This window comes from Streptomyces sp. NPDC058335 (assembly GCF_042723915.1).
In the GTDB taxonomy this organism is placed as follows: Bacteria; Actinomycetota; Actinomycetes; order Streptomycetales; family Streptomycetaceae; genus Streptomyces.
In genome coordinates, this window is record NZ_JBHXHX010000023.1 from 19,656 (window position 1) to 36,581 (window position 16,926).

Consider the following 16,926-nt stretch of genomic DNA (forward strand, 5'->3'; position numbering starts at 1 on the left):
CCCGCCGGTCGCCTATGTTGGCCGTGACGAAACTGTGGACGATGCCCGGGGGCGCCGAAGCCCCTCGGAGGCATCATGTGGAGGAGGCGCTGTGAGCAGCGACCCGTGGGGCCGCGTCGACGAGACGGGGACCGTGTACGTGCGTACGGCCGATGGCGAGCAGGTCGTCGGTTCCTGGCAGGCCGGCTCCCCTGACGAGGCGCTGGCCTACTTCGAGCGCAAGTACGAGGGCCTGGTTGTCGAGATCGGCCTCCTCGAGAAGCGAGTGCGGACCACCGACCTGTCCGCGAAGGACGCCCAGGTCGCCATCGACCACATTCGCGCGCAGGTGGACGCGCATCACGCGGTCGGCGATCTGGACGCGCTGCGGACCCGGCTGGACAAGCTGGTGGCGACGGTCGAGGCGCGCCGCGAGGAGCGCAAGCAGCAGCGGGCCAAGCAGTCCGACGAGGCCCGCAAGGCCAAGGAGGACCTGGTCACGGAGGCGGAGCAGCTGGCGCAGTCGGACCAGTGGCGGGCGGCCGGTGAGCGGCTGCGGGCGCTGGTGGACATCTGGAAGGGTCTGCCGCGCCTGGACCGCAAGTCGGACGACGAGCTGTGGCACCGGTTCTCGCACGCCCGCTCCGCGTTCTCCAAGCGCCGCAAGGCCCACTTCGCGCAGCTCGACGCGCAGCGCGAGGAGGCCCGCCGGGTCAAGGAGCGGCTGGTCGCCGAGGCCGAGGCGCTGTCCAGCTCGACGGACTGGGGTCCGACGGCTGCGCGCTACCGCGACCTGATGACCGAGTGGAAGTCGGCGGGCCGCGCCCAGCGCGAGCACGAGGACGACCTGTGGAACCGCTTCCGCGGTGCCCAGGACGTCTTCTTCGCCGCCCGCAGCTCCGTCTTCGCGGAGCGCGACGCCGAGCAGACGGAGAACCTGAAGCTGAAGGAGGAGCTGGCCGAGGAGGCCGAGAAGATCCTCCCGGTCACGGATCTCAAGACGGCGCGGGCCGCGTTCCGTTCGGTCAACGAGCGCTGGGAGGCCATCGGCCATGTGCCGCGCGACGCCCGGCCGAAGGTCGAGGGCCGGATGCACGCGGTGGAACGGGCGATCCAGGAGGCCGAGGAGGCCGAGTGGCGCCGGAGCAACCCGGAGGCACGCGCGCGTGCCGAGGGTCTGACCGGTCAGCTCCAGGCGGCCGTGGACAAGCTCCGCTCCCAGATCGAGCAGGCGCGCGCCCAGGGCAACAGTTCCCGGGCCGACAAGCTGGAGCGTGAGCTGGAGGGCCGTCAGGCGCTGCTGGACCAGGCGCTCAAGGGTCTCCAGGAGTTCGGCGGCTGACACCGCCTGTCGGAACCGGCCTCGCGGCCCGGCTGTGGGAGACCACGGCCGGGCCGTTCGGCGTTCTGCCTGGAGCGTGTCGCGGCGCCTCAGGCCGGACCGCCCCGTTCGCCGATGTCCAGGGCGTGCTTGAGGACCTCGCAGGCCTGGAGGTGGTTGCCGGACTCCTGGAGCAGATCGGCGAGGCGTCGGCAGACCAGGACGGCCTCCGGGCCGTACACCTTGTGGACCTGCTGGAAGGCGAGTTCCAGGACTTCGATGGCGTCCTTGACCTGGCCGGTCTCGGCGAGGAGTTCGGAGAGTTCGAGCTGGACGGTGAGCAGGTCGCCCTGGGCGCCGGCGGTCTGCTGTTCCTGGAGGGCGAGCCGCAGGACGGGCAGGGCGTCGCGGGTGTTGCCCTCGGCACGCAGCAGCCGGGCGACGGCGAGGCCGGTGGAGACCATGGCGGCGCGGACGTCGGCGGCCAGGACCGGGCCGGCCGGGGTGGTGTGGCGGGCCGCTCGGGACTTGTTGCGGGCGAGCGGCAGCCGTCCGACGCCGTTCTCCTGGGAGTGCTGGGGCAGTGGCCGGTTCTTGGCGCGCAGGCGTTCCAGCAGGACGCGGTAGAGGGTGTCGAGGTCGATCAGCTCGGGGCCGTCCTCGACGCCGTGCCGCAGGACGGTGAGGAGTTCGCCGGTGAAGGCGGTGTAGCGCTCTCCGTCGGGGGCCAGGGCGATCCGGTCGCGGGGTGAGGCGGTCAGGACGTACGCCCCGTCCACGGCGGCCTCGGCGGCGAGGACGTCGCTGCCGGACAGGGCACGGGCGGCGCGGCCGCTGAAGCAGCAGTCCAGGACGACGACCTTGCGGCGGGCGCGGGCGGAGCGCAGTGCGGTGCGCAGGTGCTGGTAGGCGACGGCGGTGTAGCCGAGGTGTTCGCGGGAGTCGCCGAGGGCGAGGTAGAGGTCGGCGGAGTCGGCGTCGCGCATGCCGTGCCCGGCGAAGTACACCAGCAGGGTGTCGGTGGCCTCCTCGCTCGCCTGGTAGACGGGGTCGAGGATGGTCTGGGGGCTCAGCGGATCGGTGACGACCGTGCAGTGCTGCACGGGCAGCCCCCACACGGTGGCGTCGCACAGCTCGGCGGCGAGGTCGACGACGCCGGCCTCGACGGCGGGGAGCTGGGGCAGGTGGCGGTAGGAGGCGGTGCCGATGAGGACGGCCCGCGAGCGCGCCGGGTCAGGCAGTGCCGTCATCGCCTCCGCTTCCCTCGGTGCGCGTGCGCGGGGCGGGCAGGGCGGCGGGGGCGGTGTCGCCGTCGAGGAGGGCGACGAGGCGCCGTACGGTCCGCTCGTCGCGGGCCGCCCGCGCGGTGAGCTGGACCTCCACGTCGCCGCGGCGCAGGGTGACGGCCGGGGCACGGCGCAGGGAGGTCTGCCATTGGAGGACGGAGACCACCAGGGAGGCCGCGGACAGTCCGCCGGAGACGGCGAACTGGAGCACGTCGAAGCCGGTTCCCATGCCGCCTGCCGGGGGCGGCGGGGCCGCGGCGGGGCCGGCCCGCACGCCGGCGGTCTCGTCCGCGCGCAGCCAGCGGAGCAGGGAGCGCAGGTCGTCCTCGGTGCCGCTGTCGTCCAGGGAGGCCGAGATCCCCGGGCCGGGGTCAGTCATCGTGTCCGTCCGTTCGTCGGGCCACGCGTCTGTTGACGCGGGAGAAGAGTTCGATCGCGTCGCGCCCGGCGTCGAGCCTTGCCAGGCAGACCGCGTGCCAGTACTGGCTGGTCAGGGTGGTCGGATGGTCGGGACCGAGCGTGGAGAGGCAGACCGGGACGACGACCGCCAGCATCTGCGCCGCCTCTTGGAGCCGGCCGCGCTGCACCAGGTTGACGGCCTCGCGCTGCCGGGACAGGGCGCTCTGCGGGGTCATGCTGCCGAGCACGATCCTGCGGGTGGTGTCGCTGAGGGTGGCGGGCCGGAAGGGGTCCTGCGGTGCGTCCCGCGGCGCGGGCAGGACGGCCGCCTCGTCCCACAGGTACTCGGGCACGTCCTCGTCCGCGGCGGCGGATTCGGGGAAGCGCTGGACCGCGCGGGCGTCCCGTACGGCGTCCTCGCGTGCGCGGCCGGTCACCAGACCGGCCAGGGCCTCCGTGCCGCCGTAGGTCAGGGGCAGGAGGACGTCGCGGATGGTCTCGGCGTCCTGGCGGCGGAGGGCGGGGTCCTGCCGGCACAGGTCGTCGACCAGCCGGCACAGGTCCTCGGGACAGTCCCAGCGGTTCCCGGTGAGCGGGGGGACGCCGTCACCGAGGGCACGTTCCATGATGGCGCCGAAGTCGACGGTGGGGCCGAAGGGCAGCTCGCCGGTGATCATGAGGTACATGCAGACGCCGAGGCCGTACCAGTCGGCGGCGCGCTCCGGCAGGACGCCGCGCATGGCCTCGGGCGCCATGAACTGCGGGGTGCCGACGAGGGCGCCGGTGCGGGTGATGGCGGCCTCGCCGGCCAGCCGGGCCAGGCCGAAGTCCTGGAGGACGACGCGTCCGCTGCGGGTGATGCCCACGTTGGTGGGCTTGACGTCACGGTGCAGGACCCCGGCCGCGTGCGCGGCCTCCAGGGCCTCCGCCATGCCGAACGCCACCGTGCACACCACGGCCGTCGGCAGTCGTCCGGTGACCGACACCAGACCCGCCAGGGTCGTGCCGTCGAGCACCTGCATCACGAGGTAGGGGGTGCCGTCGTGCACCCCGCTGTCGTAGAGGGTGACGACGCCGGGGTGGTCGATCCGGGCCAGGGCGCGGGCCTCGCGCCGGAAGCGGTCCCAGGCCTCGCTGTCCCCGGCCAGGCCTTCGACGGCGGTGAGCATCTTCACGGCGACGCGGCGGTCGAGCCGGGTGTCCTCCGCCTCGTGCACGACACCCATGCCGCCGCGGCCGAGGAGGCGGACGGGTCGGTAGCGCCCGGCGACCAGGACCGGCACGGCGGGCGGCGACGCCTCCACCGAGACGTCCGACCGGCCGTCCGCCGACGGCGCCGCGCCCGCTAATCCGTCCTGTCCAGGACCGCCCATGCCACTCCCCCGTCCCCGTCGGCTCCTGCCGTCCGCCCGTAGGTTACGGCCTTCGCGCCGACGTCACCCGGTAGACGTCGTAGACGCCCTCGACTCCGCGGACGGCCTTCAGGACGTGTCCCAGGTGCTTGGGGTCGCCCATCTCGAAGGTGAAGCGGGAGGTGGCGACGCGGTCGCGGGAGGTCTGGACGGCCGCCGAGAGGATGTTGACGTGCTGGTCGGACAGAACGCGCGTGACGTCCGAGAGGAGACGGGAGCGGTCCAGCGCCTCGACCTGTATGGCGACCAGGAAGACCGAGGACTGGGTGGGCGCCCACTCGACCTCGAGGATGCGCTCGGGCTCACGGGAGAGCGAGTCGACGTTGACGCAGTCGGTGCGGTGGACCGATACACCGCTGCCGCGCGTGACGAAGCCCATGATCGGGTCGCCGGGGACGGGCGTACAACAGCGGGCCAGCTTCACCCAGACGTCGTCGACGCCCTTGACCACCACGCCCGGGTCGTTGCTGCTGCGCCGCTTGCGCCCGCGTCCGCGGGACGGGACCGTCTCGTCGATCTCCTCGCTCGCGGCCTCCTCGCCGCCGAGGGCCTGCACGAGCTTCTGCACGACGTTCTGCGCCGCGACATGGCCCTCGCCGATCGCGGCGTACAGCGAGGAGATGTCCGGGTAGCGCATCTCGTGCGCGAGCGTGACCAGCGAGTCGCCGGTGAGGATGCGCTGGATCGGCAGGTTCTGCTTGCGCATCGCGCGGGCGATGGCGTCCTTGCCCTGCTCGATCGCCTCGTCGCGGCGCTCCTTGGAGAACCACGCCCGGATCTTGTTGCGGGCACGGGGCGACTTGACGAAGCCCAGCCAGTCGCGGGACGGGCCGGCGCCGGCCGCCTTGGAGGTGAAGACCTCCACCAGATCGCCGTTGTCCAGGGTCGACTCCAGCGGTACGAGTCTGCCGTTGACCCGTGCTCCTATCGTCCGGTGGCCGACCTCCGTGTGGACCGCGTACGCGAAGTCCACCGGCGTCGCCCCGGCCGGGAGCGCTATGACGTCGCCCTTGGGCGTGAAGACGAAGACCTCGTTGCGGGACAGGTCGAAACGCAGGGACTCCAGGAACTCGCTCGGGTCCTCGGTCTCCTTCTGCCAGTCCAGGAGCTGGCGCAGCCAGGCCATGTCGTTGAGGTGGTCGTCCTTGCCCTTGCCGGACGACTTGGGCGCGTCGCTGCGGACCTTGGAGGCACCGGCGACGGCCTCCTGCTTGTACTTCCAGTGCGCGGCGATGCCGTACTCGGCGCGGCGGTGCATGTCGAACGTGCGGATCTGGAGTTCGACCGGCTTGCCGTTGGGTCCGATGACCGTCGTGTGCAGCGACTGGTACATGTTGAACTTGGGCATCGCGATGTAGTCCTTGAACCGGCCGGGGACCGGGTTCCATCGCGCGTGCACGGTGCCGAGGGCCGCGTAGCAGTCGCGGACGGTGTCCACGAGGACGCGGATGCCCACCAGGTCGTAGATCTCCGCGAAGTCACGGCCGCGGACGATCATCTTCTGGTAGACGCTGTAGTAGTGCTTCGGGCGGCCGGTGACGGTCGCCTTGATGCGGGCGGCGCGCAGATCGGCCTGGACCTCGTCGGTCACTATGGCCAGATACTCGTCACGCTTCGGTGCCCTTTCGGCCACCAGCCGGACGATCTCGTCGTACATCTTGGGGTAGAGGATCGCGAAGGCGAGGTCCTCCAGTTCCCATTTGATGGTGTTCATGCCCAGGCGGTGGGCGAGCGGCGCGTAGATCTCGAGGGTCTCGCGCGCCTTCTTCTCCTGCTTCTCGCGCTTGAGATAGCGCATGGTGCGCATGTTGTGCAGGCGGTCGGCCAGCTTGATGACCAGGACACGCGGGTCCTTGGCCATGGCGACGACCATTTTGCGGACGGTCTCGGCCTGCGCGGCCTCGCCGAACTTGACCTTGTCGAGCTTGGTGACGCCGTCGACGAGGAGGGCGACCACGTCGCCGAAGTCACGGCGCAGATCCTCCAGGCCGTACTCGGTGTCCTCGACGGTGTCGTGCAGCAGGCCCGCCATGAGGGTGGCCGGGTCCATACCCAGCTCGGCGAGGATCGTCGTCACCGCGAGCGGGTGGGTGATGTACGGGTCGCCGCTCTTGCGCTTCTGCCCGCGGTGCCAGCGCTCGGCGACCTGGTAGGCCTTCTCGATCTGGCGCAGGGTCGCGGTCTCGATCTTCGGGTCGTTGCTGCGCACTATCCGCAGCAGCGGTTCCAGGACCGGGTTGTACGGGTTCACGCGCTGGACGCCGAGTCGGGCCAGACGGGCGCGGACGCGGTTGGAGGAGCCGGAGCGGGCGGGCGGCTGAGCGGCGGCCGGGCGGGCGGCGGGCGTGGCTGCCGGGCGGGCCCCTGACGTGGCGGCGGGGCCCTCGGGCGTGGCCGGCTTGGGGCGGGGCTGCTCGGCCGGCTGCTCGACGGGGGCGGAGCGGTCGTGCTCGACCGGCCCGCGGGCGTCGTTCTGCGCTTGCGACGCGGGCGTGGCCGCGGGCTCCGAGGGGGACTCGGGCTTGGCGGCGGTCAGGTGCTGGGCCTCGTCTGGCAAGACGGCTCCTCGTGCGCGATCCGGGTGCCCCGGTCAGGCTCCGGAGCACCCATCGTAGCGATCCCCGGCTCCGGCATCGCCTCCAGACCGATGTGAGAGCGGTCCACCCCTGAAACACAAGGGGCGGGCACCGGATTCCTCCGGGCCCGCCCGCTTGCCGTACGGCGGTTCTCGCGCCGTGCCGGTCATGCGCCACGGCGCTGTCAGACCGTGAGCAGTGCCTCCAGCGGCGCTCCGGCCAGGGCCGCCTCCAGACGGGGCCTGCCGTTGAGGAAACCCAGCTCCATCAGGACGGCCACGCCCGCGACCTGGGCGCCCGCACGGTGGATGAGCTGGATCGACGCCTCGGCGGTGCCGCCGGTGGCGAGGACGTCGTCGACGATCAGGATGCGGTCGTCGGCGGTCAGGTCCTCGGCGTGGATCTCGATCTCGGCGGAGCCGTACTCCAGGTCGTAGGCCTGGGCGAGGGTGGCTCCGGGGAGCTTGCCCGCCTTGCGCACCGGGACGAAGCCGAGGCCCGCCCGGACGGCGACGGGAGCTCCGAGGATGAAGCCCCGGGCCTCCAGGCCGACGACCTTGGTGGCGCCGGTGCGCCCGGCGATCTCCGCGAACGCGTCGGTGAGCGCGGTGAACGCCGCCGGGTCCGCGAGCAGCGGGGTGATGTCCTTGAACATCACGCCCGGCTCCGGGTGGTCGGGCACGTCACGGATGCGGCTGAGCAGCAGCGTCGTGATGTCGGTGATCTCGGTCATCGGCGCTTCCCCGAGGGACGGCCGCGACCCCGGGTGCGGGCCGCGGGCTGGGTGCGCGGGCCGACGACCGCCGTCTCGACGTCCTCCGGGTCCTCGTCCGTCCCGTGGTAGCCGTAGGACGGTGTGGACTCCTCGTCGGCGGGCGACTGGGCACGCTTGGCGAGGACGCGCTTCCTCAGGGCCTTGACCTGCGGCTCGAGTTCCTTCAGGTCGGCGACGAGCGGGGTGGCGATGAAGATCGAGGAGTAGGCACCGGCGGCGAGGCCGACGAACAGCGACAGCGAGATGTCGTTGAGCGTGCCCGCGCCGAGGAAGCCGCCACCGATGAACAGCAGGCCCGCGACCGGGAGCAGCGCGACCACCGTGGTGTTGATGGAACGCACCAGGGTGCCGTTGATCGAGCGGTTGGCGATCTCGCTGTAGGTGAAGCGGGTCTGCTTCGTGAGGTCCTTCGTCTGTTCCTTGAGGGAGTCGAAGACGACGACCGTGTCGTACAGGGAGTAACCGAGAATGGTCAGCAGACCGATCACCGTGCCCGGCGTGACCTCGAAGCCGACGAGGGCGTAGATGCCGACGGTGATGGTGATGTCGTGGATCAGGGCGATGAGGGCCGCGATGGCCATGCGCCACTCGAAGGCGATCGCCAGGTAGATCACGACCAGGACCATGAAGATCGCCAGACCCTGCCAGGCCTTGTTGGCGATCTGGTCACCCCAGCTGGGGCCGACCAGGTCGGCCGCGATCGACTCCGGGTTGACCTTGAAGTCCTTGGCCAGCTCGTCCTTGACCGTGTCGGACTGCTTGGTGTCCATGCCGGCGATCTGGATGCGCACCGAGCCGTCGCCGAGCTTCTGCACGACCGCTTCGTGGCCCGACGCCTCCTCGGCGGCGGTCTGCGCCTGAGAGACGGAGATGGAGCCGTTCTTCGCCGTGGTGAAGACGGCACCGCCCTGGAAGTCGATGCCCATGTTCAGGCCGCGCACCGCCAGGCCCACGATGGCCGTGATGGTGATCAGGATCGAGATGCCGTACCAGATCTTGCGGTGACCGATGAAGTCGTAGCTGATCTCACCACGGTGGAGTCGGGCGCCGAGGCTGCCGAGTTTCGACATCGCTCACGCCTCCTTCGTCTCGACGGGACCGGCGGCAGGACCGGAGGGACGGCGGGTGCGGCGCAGCGGCGCCTTGGCACCCAGGCTCTTCGGGTCGAGGCCGGACCACTTGTGGCCGCTCGCGAAGAAGTTGCGGCGTGCGATCAGCGTCATCAGCGGCTTGGTGAAGAAGAAGACCACGACCACGTCGAGGACGGTGGTCAGACCGAGCGTGAACGCGAAGCCCTGGACCTTGCCGACGGTGACCAGGAACAGCACCGCGGCGGCGAGGAACGACACGAAGTCGGAGACCAGGATGGTGCGCCGCGCGCGCGGCCAGGCCCGCTCGACCGCGGGGCGCAGGGAACGGCCCTCGCGGATCTCGTCCCGGACCCGTTCGAAGTAGACGATGAACGAGTCCGCCGTGATGCCGATGGCGACGATGGCACCGCAGACGGCCGGCAGGTTGAGGGCGAAGTGGATGGTCGGGCCGAGCAGCGACATGATCACGTATGTCAGCGCGGCGGAGACCAGCAGCGATGCGATCGCGATGAGCGACAGGCCGCGGTAGTAGGCCACCAGGTAGACGATCACCAGGCCGAGGCCGATGGCGCCCGCGAGGAGACCGGCGCGGAGCTGGTCACCGCCGAGCGCGGCGGTCACCGTCTGGACGCTCGACTCCTCGAAGCTGAGCGGCAGCGCACCGTACGACAGCATGTTCGCGAGGCCCTGGGCCTCGTCCTGCGTGAAGCTGCCGGAGATCTGGGCCTGGCCGCCGGCGATGGAGGAGCTGACGTACGGGCTGGAGACGACCTCACCGTCCAGGACGATGCCGAACTGGTTCTGCGGCTGCTGGTTCTGGGCGAGCTGGCCCGTGATGTCCGCGAACTTCTTCGCGCCCTTGGAGTCGAACTTCATGTTGACCTGCCAGCCGGCGGCACCCTGCGTGTCGAAGATCGCCTGGGCCTCGTCGACCTCGGTGCCGTCGACGGCGGCCGGGCCGAGCAGGTACTTGTACCAGGCGCCGTCGATCTGGCCGCAGGCCACGGTCGTGTCGCCGGGCTTGACGCCTTCGCCGAGCACGGAGCGCTGCTTCTCCTTGGTGCAGTCCAGGGAGGTGTACTTCGCCTGGAGCGCGGCCTCGTCGACAGGCGCGGACGCCGAAGGGCTGGCGGAGGCGGAGGCGCTCGCCGACGGCGACGGCGTGGAGTCGGCCTTCAGCGCGTCGGTGACGGCGCGGCCCTGGGAGGTGGCGGAGGCCGACGGGGAGGTCGAGGAGGAGGCCGTCTCACCCGCGGAGGCGCTGGTCGAGGGGCTCGGCGAGGCGCTCGGGGAACCACTGGCCGACGGGCTCGGCGAGGCGCTCGCGGCGGGGCCGCTGGGCTCGCTGGCCAGGACCGGGCGGAAGTACAGCTTGGCGGTGGTGCCGACCTGGTCCCGGGCTTCCTTGGAGTTGATGCCCTTGGGGATGTTCACGATGATGTTGCGGTCGCCCTGGGTCTGCACCTCCGCCTCGGAGACGCCCAGCCCGTTGACACGGCGGTTCATGATCTCGACCGCGGTGTCCATGTTGGCCTTGTTGATCGCGGACCCTTGGTCGGCCTTCGCCTGGAGCGTGATGCTCGTACCGCCGGCAAGGTCGATGCCGAGACGCGGAGTCGTGTGACCGGAGAGGAACATGCCTCCGGTGAGCCCCACGATGGCGATCAGGATCAGGGCCAGCGAGCGCCACGGCTTGCTCTGGGCACTCGCGCTCCGGCCCTTCTTAGGTGCTGCCACCTTCTCGTACTCCCTCTCGGGCCGCCTCGCGCCGGGTCAGCGCGGCAACGGCCATGACATGGTGTCGGGATCCCCTATGTGCGAGATTGCGCGCGCCCGGGGCACGCGGGACGGGCCCGCGTGCCCCGGGTCGTGGCTACTTCTTCGCGTCGGAGTCGCCGTCGGTCTTCTTCGGCTCTCCGTCGGCCTCGGCCGTCTTCTCCTCGGCGGTCTTCTTCGGCTCTCCGTCGGCCTCGGCCGCGTCCTTCGTGCCGAGGTCCTCGTCCTTCTTGCCGAGGTCGACGGGCTGGTCGCCGGAGGCGGCGGCAGCGTCGGCGGACCCGTCGGTCTCGGTGAGGGAGGAGGCGTCGTCGGGGACGACGTCGGCGTCGGACTTCAGGTCGTGCTCGATGCCGTGGACGATGCGGTTGTACTCGTCGTCCGTCAGGACGGCACCGATCGAGTTCTTCGCGAAGAGCAGGTCCACACCCGGGCCGGCGTCGAGCAGGACCGTGTCCTCGCTGACTTCCTTGACCGTCGCGTACATGCCCCCGATGGTGCGGACACCGCTTCCGGGCTGCATCTGGTTGCGCATGTCCACGGCCTGCTGCTGCTTCTTCTTCGCCGACCGGGTCATCAGGAACATGGCCCCGATGAGCACGATGAACGGGAGGATGGTCACGAGACTCACGGGTCGGTACTTCCTTCACGCGACCGCGATGGTGAGCGGCCTGATGGTTGGGGGTATGTGCGCTGCCGACAAGGGCAGCATCGGCGGAGTCTAAGCGAGTCCGCGTGCAGTGAACAACGCTCAGCATGGCACCAGGGTTCCTGGCACCGCCATTGCCCCGTCCGATCCCGGACGGATGCCCGCCCCGTCACGCCCCGAACAGGTCCTGTTGTCCGTTTCCCGCCGTGGCGGGGCGGGGCGGGGTCAGGCCCAGATGGGTCCAGGCGGCGGGGGTGGCGACCCGGCCGCGGGGGGTGCGGGCGAGCAGGCCCTCGCGGACGAGGAAGGGTTCGGCGACCTCCTCCACGGTCTCGCGCTCCTCCCCCACCGCGACGGCGAGCGTGGACAGGCCGACCGGTCCGCCGCCGAACAGCTTCAGCAGGGCCTGGAGGACCGCGCGGTCGAGGCGGTCGAGGCCGCGGGCGTCGACCTCGTAGACCTTGAGCGCGGCCTCCGCGATCTCACGGGTGATCACGCCGTCCGCCTTGACCTGCGCGTAGTCACGGACACGGCGCAGCAGGCGGTTGGCGATGCGGGGCGTGCCGCGGGAGCGGCCGGCGATCTCGGCGGCGCCGACGGTGTCGATCTCGACGTCGAGGAGGTTCGCCGAGCGGTGGATCACCCGCTCCAGCTCGGCCGGCTCGTAGAACTCCATGTGCGCGGTGAAGCCGAAGCGGTCGCGCAGCGGGGGCGGCAGCAGGCCCGCGCGGGTGGTGGCGCCGACCAGGGTGAACGGCGGCAGCTCCAGGGGGATGGCGGTGGCGCCGGGGCCCTTGCCGACGATGACGTCGACGCGGAAGTCCTCCATCGCCATGTAGAGCATCTCCTCGGCGGGCCGGGACATGCGGTGGATCTCGTCCAGGAAGAGGACCTCGCCCTCCTGGAGGGAGGAGAGGATCGCGGCGAGGTCGCCCGCGTGCTGGATGGCGGGGCCGCTGGTGATGCGGATCGGGGCGCCCATCTCGGCGGCGATGATCATCGAGAGGGTGGTCTTGCCGAGGCCGGGGGCGCCGGAGAGCAGCACGTGGTCGGCGGTCGCGCCACGCGCGCGTGCGGCGCGCAGGACGAGGTCGAGCTGCTCGCGGACCTTCTCCTGGCCGATGAACTCGCCCAGGTCCTTGGGGCGCAGGGCGGCCTCGACGGCCTGGTCCTCGCCGTCGGCGACAGAGCCCACCAACCGCTCCGCGGCGGGGCCGGCGGGCCCTTCGTCGGCGGTCGTGTCGGTCGGGTCGTCCCAGTTCATGTGGTGTGCCTCGGGGATGTAGGGGGTCAGCGGGCTCGGTTGAGGGTCTGCAGCGCCGCCTTCAGGAGCTGACCGACCTGGGGCGGGCTCCCGGCGGCCTCGGCCTGCGGTGCGACGGCGGTCACGGCCTCCTCGGCCTCGCGGGTCGCGTAGCCGAGGCCGATCAGGGCCGCGTGCAGCTGGTCGCGCCAGCCGTGGGTGACGGGGGTGCCCACGGCGGGGGCACCGACCGGCTCGCCGAGGCGGTCCTTCAGCTCCAGCAGCAGCTTCTGGGCGCCCTTCCTGCCGATGCCGGGGACGGCGATCAGGGCCTTCTCGTCACCGGTGGCGACGGCTCTGCGCAGGGTGTCCGGCGAGTGGACCGCCAGCATGGCCTGGGCGAGGCGCGGGCCGACCCCGCTCGCGGTCTGGAGCAGCTCGAAGACCTGGCGCTCGTCGTCGTCGGTGAAGCCGTACAGGGTGAGGGAGTCCTCTCGGACGACCAGGGAGGTGGCCAGTTTCGCCGGCCGGCCCATGCGCAGTCCGGAGAGCGTGTTCGGCGTGCACTGGACGGTGATGCCGATGCCGCCCACCTCGACCACCGCGGAGTCGGGGGCGAGGGTGGCGACCGGTCCGCTCACGAAGGCGATCATCCCGTACGGCCTTTCGATGTGTGCAGGGCGACGGCCTGCTGGAGTCGGTTCTGCGCGGGGGCGCGCCAGATGTGGCAGATGGCCAGGGCGAGGGCGTCGGCGGCGTCGGCGGGCTTGGGCGGCGCGCTCAGTCGCAGCAGGCGGGTCACCATGGCGCCGACCTGGGCCTTGTCGGCGCGGCCGCTGCCGGTGACGGCCGCCTTGACCTCGCTGGGCGTGTGCAGCGCGACGGGGATGCCGCGGCGGGCCGCACACAGCATGGCGACGGCGCTGGCCTGGGCGGTGCCCATGACCGTGCGCACGTTGTGCTGGCTGAAAACCCGTTCCACGGCGACGAATTCGGGCCGGTGCTCGTCCAGCCACTGCTCGATGCCCTGCTCGACGGCGACGAGGCGCTGCCCCAACTCGGCGTCCGCGGGCGTCCGGACGACACCGACGCCGAGCATCGTGAGCGGCCGGCCGGCGACGCCCTCGACGACGCCCACACCGCATCGTGTGAGGCCGGGGTCCACCCCGAGTACGCGCACGCGCCCTCCCCTCGTGATCTCTGACGGTCGTCAGGCTATCCGCTGCCACCGACAACGACGTCGGGCCGGTAGGACGTGTCCCACCGGCCCGACGAATCCGCTCAGTTCGCGGCAGCGCTACGCGTCGACCTTCTCCATGACCTCGTCGCTGACGTCGAAGTTGGCGAAGACGTTCTGCACGTCGTCGCTGTCCTCGAGCGCGTCGATCAGCTTGAAGATCTTCCTGGCGCCCTCCTCGTCCAGCTCGACCTGCATGGTCGGGACGAAGTTGGCGTCGGCGGAGTCGTAGTCGATGCCGGCGTCCTGGAGGGCGGTGCGGACCGCGACCAGGTCGGTGGCCTCGCTGATGACCTCGAAGGACTCCCCCAGGTCGTTGACCTCTTCGGCGCCCGCGTCCAGGACGGCGCCGAGCACGTCGTCCTCGGTCAGCTCGCCCTTGGGGACGATGACGACGCCCTTGCGGTTGAAGAGGTACGACACCGAACCCGGGTCGGCCATGGAGCCGCCGTTGCGGGTCATGGCGACGCGGACGTCGGAGGCGGCGCGGTTGCGGTTGTCGGTGAGGCACTCGATGAGCACCGCGACGCCGTTCGGGCCGTAGCCCTCGTACATGATCGTCTCGTAGTCGGCACCGCCGGCCTCAAGGCCACCGCCGCGCTTGACCGCGGAGTCGATGTTCTTGTTCGGGACCGACGACTTCTTCGCCTTCTGGATGGCGTCGTAGAGCGTCGGATTGCCGTCGATGTCGACGCCGCCCATGCGCGCCGCGACCTCGATGTTCTTGATCAGCTTCGCGAAGAGCTTGCCGCGCTTGGCGTCGATCACGGCCTTCTTGTGCTTCGTCGTGGCCCATTTAGAGTGGCCGGACATCTGCCTGTCTCCTTCGCGTAACCCATCTCTGCGTGAACGCCAGAGATCCTACAAGGACTCCGGTGCCCGGTTGGCGCGCACCATGTCCACGAACAGGGAGTGGACCCGGTGGTCTCCCGTCAGCTCCGGGTGGAACGACGTGGCCAGCGCGTTCCCCTGGCGGACGGCGACGATGTGGCCCTCGTGCTCGGCCAGCACCTCGGTGCGGGCGCCGACGGACTCGACCCAGGGCGCACGGATGAAGACGCCCTCCACAGGATCACCCTCGATGCCCTTGATGTCGACGGCCGCTTCGAAGGACTCGTTCTGCCGTCCGAAGGCGTTGCGGCGCACGATCATGTCGATGCCGCCGACGGTCTCCTGGCCCGAGCGCGGGTCGAGGATCTTGTCGGCGAGCAGGATCAGGCCGGCGCAGGTGCCGTAGACGGGCACGCCGGCCCGCACGCGTTCGCGGAGGGGCTCCAGCACGCCGAAGAGGACGGCCAGCTTGGAGATGGTGGTGGACTCGCCGCCGGGGATGACCAGGCCGTCGACCTCGGCGAGTTCCTCGGGGCGCCTGACCGGCCTGGCCACGGCGTCGGCCGCGGCCAGGGCGATGAGGTGCTCCCGTACGTCGCCCTGGAGGGCCAGGACGCCGATGACAGGTGCGTCGGTCATGTGACTACCAGCCGCGGTTGGCGTAGCGCTCGGTCTCGGGGAGGGTGTCGCAGTTGATGCCGACCATGGCCTCGCCGAGGTTGCGGGACGCGTCCGCGATGATCTTCGGGTCGTCGTAGAAGGTGGTCGCCTTCACGATGGCGGCGGCGCGCTTGGCCGGGTCGCCGGACTTGAAGATGCCGGAGCCGACGAAGACGCCCTCGGCGCCGAGCTGGCGCATCAGTGCGGCGTCGGCGGGGGTGGCCACGCCGCCGGCGGAGAACAGCACGACAGGCAGCTTGCCCAGCTCGGCGACCTCCTTGACCAGCTCGTACGGGGCGCGCAGGTCCTTGGCGGCGGCGTACAGCTCGTTGTTGTCGTAGCCGCGGAGCCTGGCGATCTCGTTCTTGATCTGGCGCAGGTGGCGGACCGCCTCGACGACGTTGCCGGTGCCGGCCTCGCCCTTGGAGCGGATCATCGCGGCGCCCTCGGCGATGCGGCGCAGGGCCTCGCCCAGGTTGGTGGCGCCGCAGACGAACGGCGTGGTGAAGGCGAACTTGTCGCTGTGGTTGACCTCGTCGGCCGGGGTGAGGACCTCGGACTCGTCGATGTAGTCCACGCCGAGGGACTGGAGGACCTGGGCCTCGACGAAGTGGCCGATGCGGGACTTGGCCATGACCGGGATGGAGACCGCCTCGATGATCTCCTCGATCATGTTCGGGTCCGACATCCGGGCCACGCCGCCGTCCTTGCGGATGTCGGCGGGAACCCGCTCCAGGGCCATGACGGCGACGGCGCCCGCGTCCTCGGCGATCTTCGCCTGCTCCGCGTTGACGACGTCCATGATCACGCCGCCCTTGAGCTGCTCGGCCATGCCGCGCTTCACGCGCGCGGTGCCGGTCTCGGGGGCCTGGTTCTGGGTGCTGGACACGGGTTGACCTCACTGAAGGGAAAGAGGGTTTTCTACCGCACTGAGGAAACGTGAGTGGACCAGTCCACAGCAAGGGCCAATGGCAAGCCGGTGGATCCTTTTAGGCCGGTCCGGGTGCGGCAGCCTCTTTCCCGACGGGTCAGCGGGCCCGGTCGTGGGTCACCGGCGGGATGGACATCAGGGTCTTGTAGTGGCCCTTCGGGTAACCCTCGCCGACGAGTCGGTCCTCCGCCTCGACCCAGGCGTGGGCGGCGAAGGGGTGGGTGCGCACTCCGGTGCACCAGGTGGGCCACGCACCGCGCGCACGGCAGAGGAGGGCGGTGGCGATGGAGCGCTGCAGGCAGCCCTGCCCGGCGCAGCGCAGGCTGACGGACACGACCTCCTCGCGGGCCCTGAGCGCCTGTACGGCCGTAGCCGGTGCCGCGCCGCGGCGGGCGAACTCCAGGACGGCACGCAGCCGGGCGGGCCTGACCTTGGCCAGCGGGCGGGCGACTGCCACGGCCAGCAGGGGCAGCACGCGGCGGTGCGGGGGGAGCCTGCGCCGTTCGGCCAGCGCGACGGGCATGCTCATGAGATCACCAGCTTCGAGCCGCGCAGCCGCTCGATCACGGCGCTCACGTCGCGTTCGGCCTGCTCGGCGTCGATGGCGTACCGGTCGGCGAGGTCGGCGGCGATGCCGTCGGGCTGCCGACCGTCCAGCAGGGCGCGGAGCACACGGGCGCCGGTGTTGTTCAACTGCCAGTACCGGCCGGTGCGTTCGTTGAGCAGGACCGTGCCGTCGTCGGTGTCGGTGCTGATCACG

At 71.0% G+C, this 16,926-nt stretch carries 17 protein-coding genes; 1 reads left to right on the forward strand and 16 read right to left on the reverse strand.

The annotated features are described in order from the left end of the window. The first annotated feature begins 91 nt into the window (after window positions 1-91). On the forward strand, window positions 92-1,321 hold the full coding sequence (locus ACFWJX_RS33970) for a DUF349 domain-containing protein (RefSeq protein ID WP_383250178.1): 1,230 nt from the start codon (window positions 92-94) through the stop codon (window positions 1,319-1,321). An 89-nt stretch (window positions 1,322-1,410) separates the two neighbouring features. Here ACFWJX_RS33970 and ACFWJX_RS33975 read toward each other — a convergent pair whose 3' ends face one another. The 16 genes from ACFWJX_RS33975 to ACFWJX_RS34050 all read right to left on the reverse strand — a co-directional run bounded on the left by ACFWJX_RS33975 (window position 1,411) and on the right by ACFWJX_RS34050 (window position 16,925). Continuing rightward, entirely contained in the window at window positions 1,411-2,550 is a 1,140-nt protein-coding gene (locus ACFWJX_RS33975) for a caspase family protein (RefSeq protein WP_383250179.1), read from the reverse strand. After that, window positions 2,534-2,965, reverse strand: coding sequence for a hypothetical protein (locus ACFWJX_RS33980; protein WP_383250180.1), 432 nt, complete (start codon window positions 2,963-2,965; stop codon window positions 2,534-2,536). The genes ACFWJX_RS33975 and ACFWJX_RS33980 overlap by 17 nt, the downstream gene beginning before the upstream one ends. Further along, entirely contained in the window at window positions 2,958-4,358 is a 1,401-nt protein-coding gene (locus ACFWJX_RS33985; protein WP_383250181.1) for a protein kinase, read from the reverse strand. Before ACFWJX_RS33985 ends, ACFWJX_RS33980 begins: the two co-directional genes overlap by 8 nt. Window positions 4,359-4,401: 43 nt before the next feature. Next, the gene (locus tag ACFWJX_RS33990) at window positions 4,402-6,954 is read right to left on the reverse strand and encodes a RelA/SpoT family protein (protein ID WP_383250182.1); all 2,553 of its coding nucleotides are present in this window, start codon (window positions 6,952-6,954) and stop codon (window positions 4,402-4,404) included. A 203-nt stretch (window positions 6,955-7,157) separates the two neighbouring features. Then, window positions 7,158-7,706 carry an adenine phosphoribosyltransferase gene (locus ACFWJX_RS33995; RefSeq protein WP_383250183.1) on the reverse strand — a complete coding sequence of 183 codons (549 nt, stop codon included), beginning with the start codon at window positions 7,704-7,706 and terminating at the stop codon, window positions 7,158-7,160. Next, a complete protein-coding gene (gene secF, locus ACFWJX_RS34000) occupies window positions 7,703-8,818 on the reverse strand; it encodes a protein translocase subunit SecF (RefSeq protein WP_383250184.1) in 1,116 nt (371 codons plus the stop codon). Before secF ends, ACFWJX_RS33995 begins: the two co-directional genes overlap by 4 nt. A 3-nt stretch (window positions 8,819-8,821) precedes the next feature. Further along, window positions 8,822-10,576, reverse strand: a complete 1,755-nt coding sequence (secD, locus tag ACFWJX_RS34005; protein WP_383250185.1) for a protein translocase subunit SecD — start codon at window positions 10,574-10,576, stop codon at window positions 8,822-8,824. 136 nt (window positions 10,577-10,712) lie between these two features. After that, window positions 10,713-11,246: a preprotein translocase subunit YajC gene (gene yajC / locus ACFWJX_RS34010; RefSeq protein ID WP_383250186.1), complete on the reverse strand. Its 534-nt coding sequence runs from the start codon at window positions 11,244-11,246 to the stop codon at window positions 10,713-10,715. A 187-nt stretch (window positions 11,247-11,433) separates the two neighbouring features. Further along, window positions 11,434-12,528 carry a Holliday junction branch migration DNA helicase RuvB gene (gene ruvB, locus ACFWJX_RS34015; RefSeq protein WP_383250187.1) on the reverse strand — a complete coding sequence of 365 codons (1,095 nt, stop codon included), beginning with the start codon at window positions 12,526-12,528 and terminating at the stop codon, window positions 11,434-11,436. 26 nt (window positions 12,529-12,554) lie between these two features. Beyond that, the gene (gene ruvA / locus ACFWJX_RS34020) at window positions 12,555-13,160 is read right to left on the reverse strand and encodes a Holliday junction branch migration protein RuvA (protein WP_383250188.1); all 606 of its coding nucleotides are present in this window, start codon (window positions 13,158-13,160) and stop codon (window positions 12,555-12,557) included. Next, the gene (gene ruvC, locus ACFWJX_RS34025) at window positions 13,157-13,687 is read right to left on the reverse strand and encodes a crossover junction endodeoxyribonuclease RuvC (RefSeq protein ID WP_383250189.1); all 531 of its coding nucleotides are present in this window, start codon (window positions 13,685-13,687) and stop codon (window positions 13,157-13,159) included. The genes ruvA and ruvC overlap by 4 nt, the downstream gene beginning before the upstream one ends. Before the next feature lie 117 nt (window positions 13,688-13,804). After that, the gene (locus tag ACFWJX_RS34030) at window positions 13,805-14,557 is read right to left on the reverse strand and encodes a YebC/PmpR family DNA-binding transcriptional regulator (protein WP_383250190.1); all 753 of its coding nucleotides are present in this window, start codon (window positions 14,555-14,557) and stop codon (window positions 13,805-13,807) included. A 48-nt stretch (window positions 14,558-14,605) separates the two neighbouring features. Continuing rightward, window positions 14,606-15,214: a pyridoxal 5'-phosphate synthase glutaminase subunit PdxT gene (gene pdxT, locus ACFWJX_RS34035; RefSeq protein WP_383250191.1), complete on the reverse strand. Its 609-nt coding sequence runs from the start codon at window positions 15,212-15,214 to the stop codon at window positions 14,606-14,608. Between the two features lie 4 nt (window positions 15,215-15,218). Next, complete coding sequence (gene pdxS, locus ACFWJX_RS34040) at window positions 15,219-16,124, reverse strand: pyridoxal 5'-phosphate synthase lyase subunit PdxS (RefSeq protein WP_073493637.1); 906 nt, start codon at window positions 16,122-16,124, stop codon at window positions 15,219-15,221. Between the two features lie 139 nt (window positions 16,125-16,263). Continuing rightward, window positions 16,264-16,695 (reverse strand): lasso peptide biosynthesis B2 protein, encoded by a 432-nt coding sequence (locus tag ACFWJX_RS34045; protein WP_383250192.1) that lies wholly within the window; start codon window positions 16,693-16,695, stop codon window positions 16,264-16,266. Further along, on the reverse strand, window positions 16,692-16,925 hold the full coding sequence (locus ACFWJX_RS34050; protein WP_383250193.1) for a lasso peptide biosynthesis PqqD family chaperone: 234 nt from the start codon (window positions 16,923-16,925) through the stop codon (window positions 16,692-16,694). Before ACFWJX_RS34050 ends, ACFWJX_RS34045 begins: the two co-directional genes overlap by 4 nt. Between the last annotated feature and the right edge of the window lies 1 nt (window position 16,926).

Excerpts from the sequence above, each read along its gene's own strand:
- ruvB (WP_383250187.1), bottom strand. The coding sequence starts at position 12,528 with ATGAACTGGGACGACCCGACCGACACGACCGCCGACGAAGGGCCCGCC.
- ACFWJX_RS33980 (WP_383250180.1), bottom strand. The coding sequence starts at position 2,965 with ATGACTGACCCCGGCCCGGGGATCTCGGCCTCCCTGGACGACAGCGGC.
- secF (WP_383250184.1), bottom strand. The coding sequence starts at position 8,818 with ATGTCGAAACTCGGCAGCCTCGGCGCCCGACTCCACCGTGGTGAGATC.
- ACFWJX_RS34045 (WP_383250192.1), bottom strand. The coding sequence starts at position 16,695 with ATGAGCATGCCCGTCGCGCTGGCCGAACGGCGCAGGCTCCCCCCGCAC.
- ACFWJX_RS33975 (WP_383250179.1), bottom strand. The coding sequence starts at position 2,550 with ATGACGGCACTGCCTGACCCGGCGCGCTCGCGGGCCGTCCTCATCGGC.
- ACFWJX_RS33995 (WP_383250183.1), bottom strand. The coding sequence starts at position 7,706 with ATGACCGAGATCACCGACATCACGACGCTGCTGCTCAGCCGCATCCGT.
- pdxT (WP_383250191.1), bottom strand. The coding sequence starts at position 15,214 with ATGACCGACGCACCTGTCATCGGCGTCCTGGCCCTCCAGGGCGACGTA.
- ACFWJX_RS33985 (WP_383250181.1), bottom strand. The coding sequence starts at position 4,358 with ATGGGCGGTCCTGGACAGGACGGATTAGCGGGCGCGGCGCCGTCGGCG.
- ACFWJX_RS34030 (WP_383250190.1), bottom strand. The coding sequence starts at position 14,557 with ATGTCCGGCCACTCTAAATGGGCCACGACGAAGCACAAGAAGGCCGTG.
- ruvA (WP_383250188.1), bottom strand. The coding sequence starts at position 13,160 with ATGATCGCCTTCGTGAGCGGACCGGTCGCCACCCTCGCCCCCGACTCC.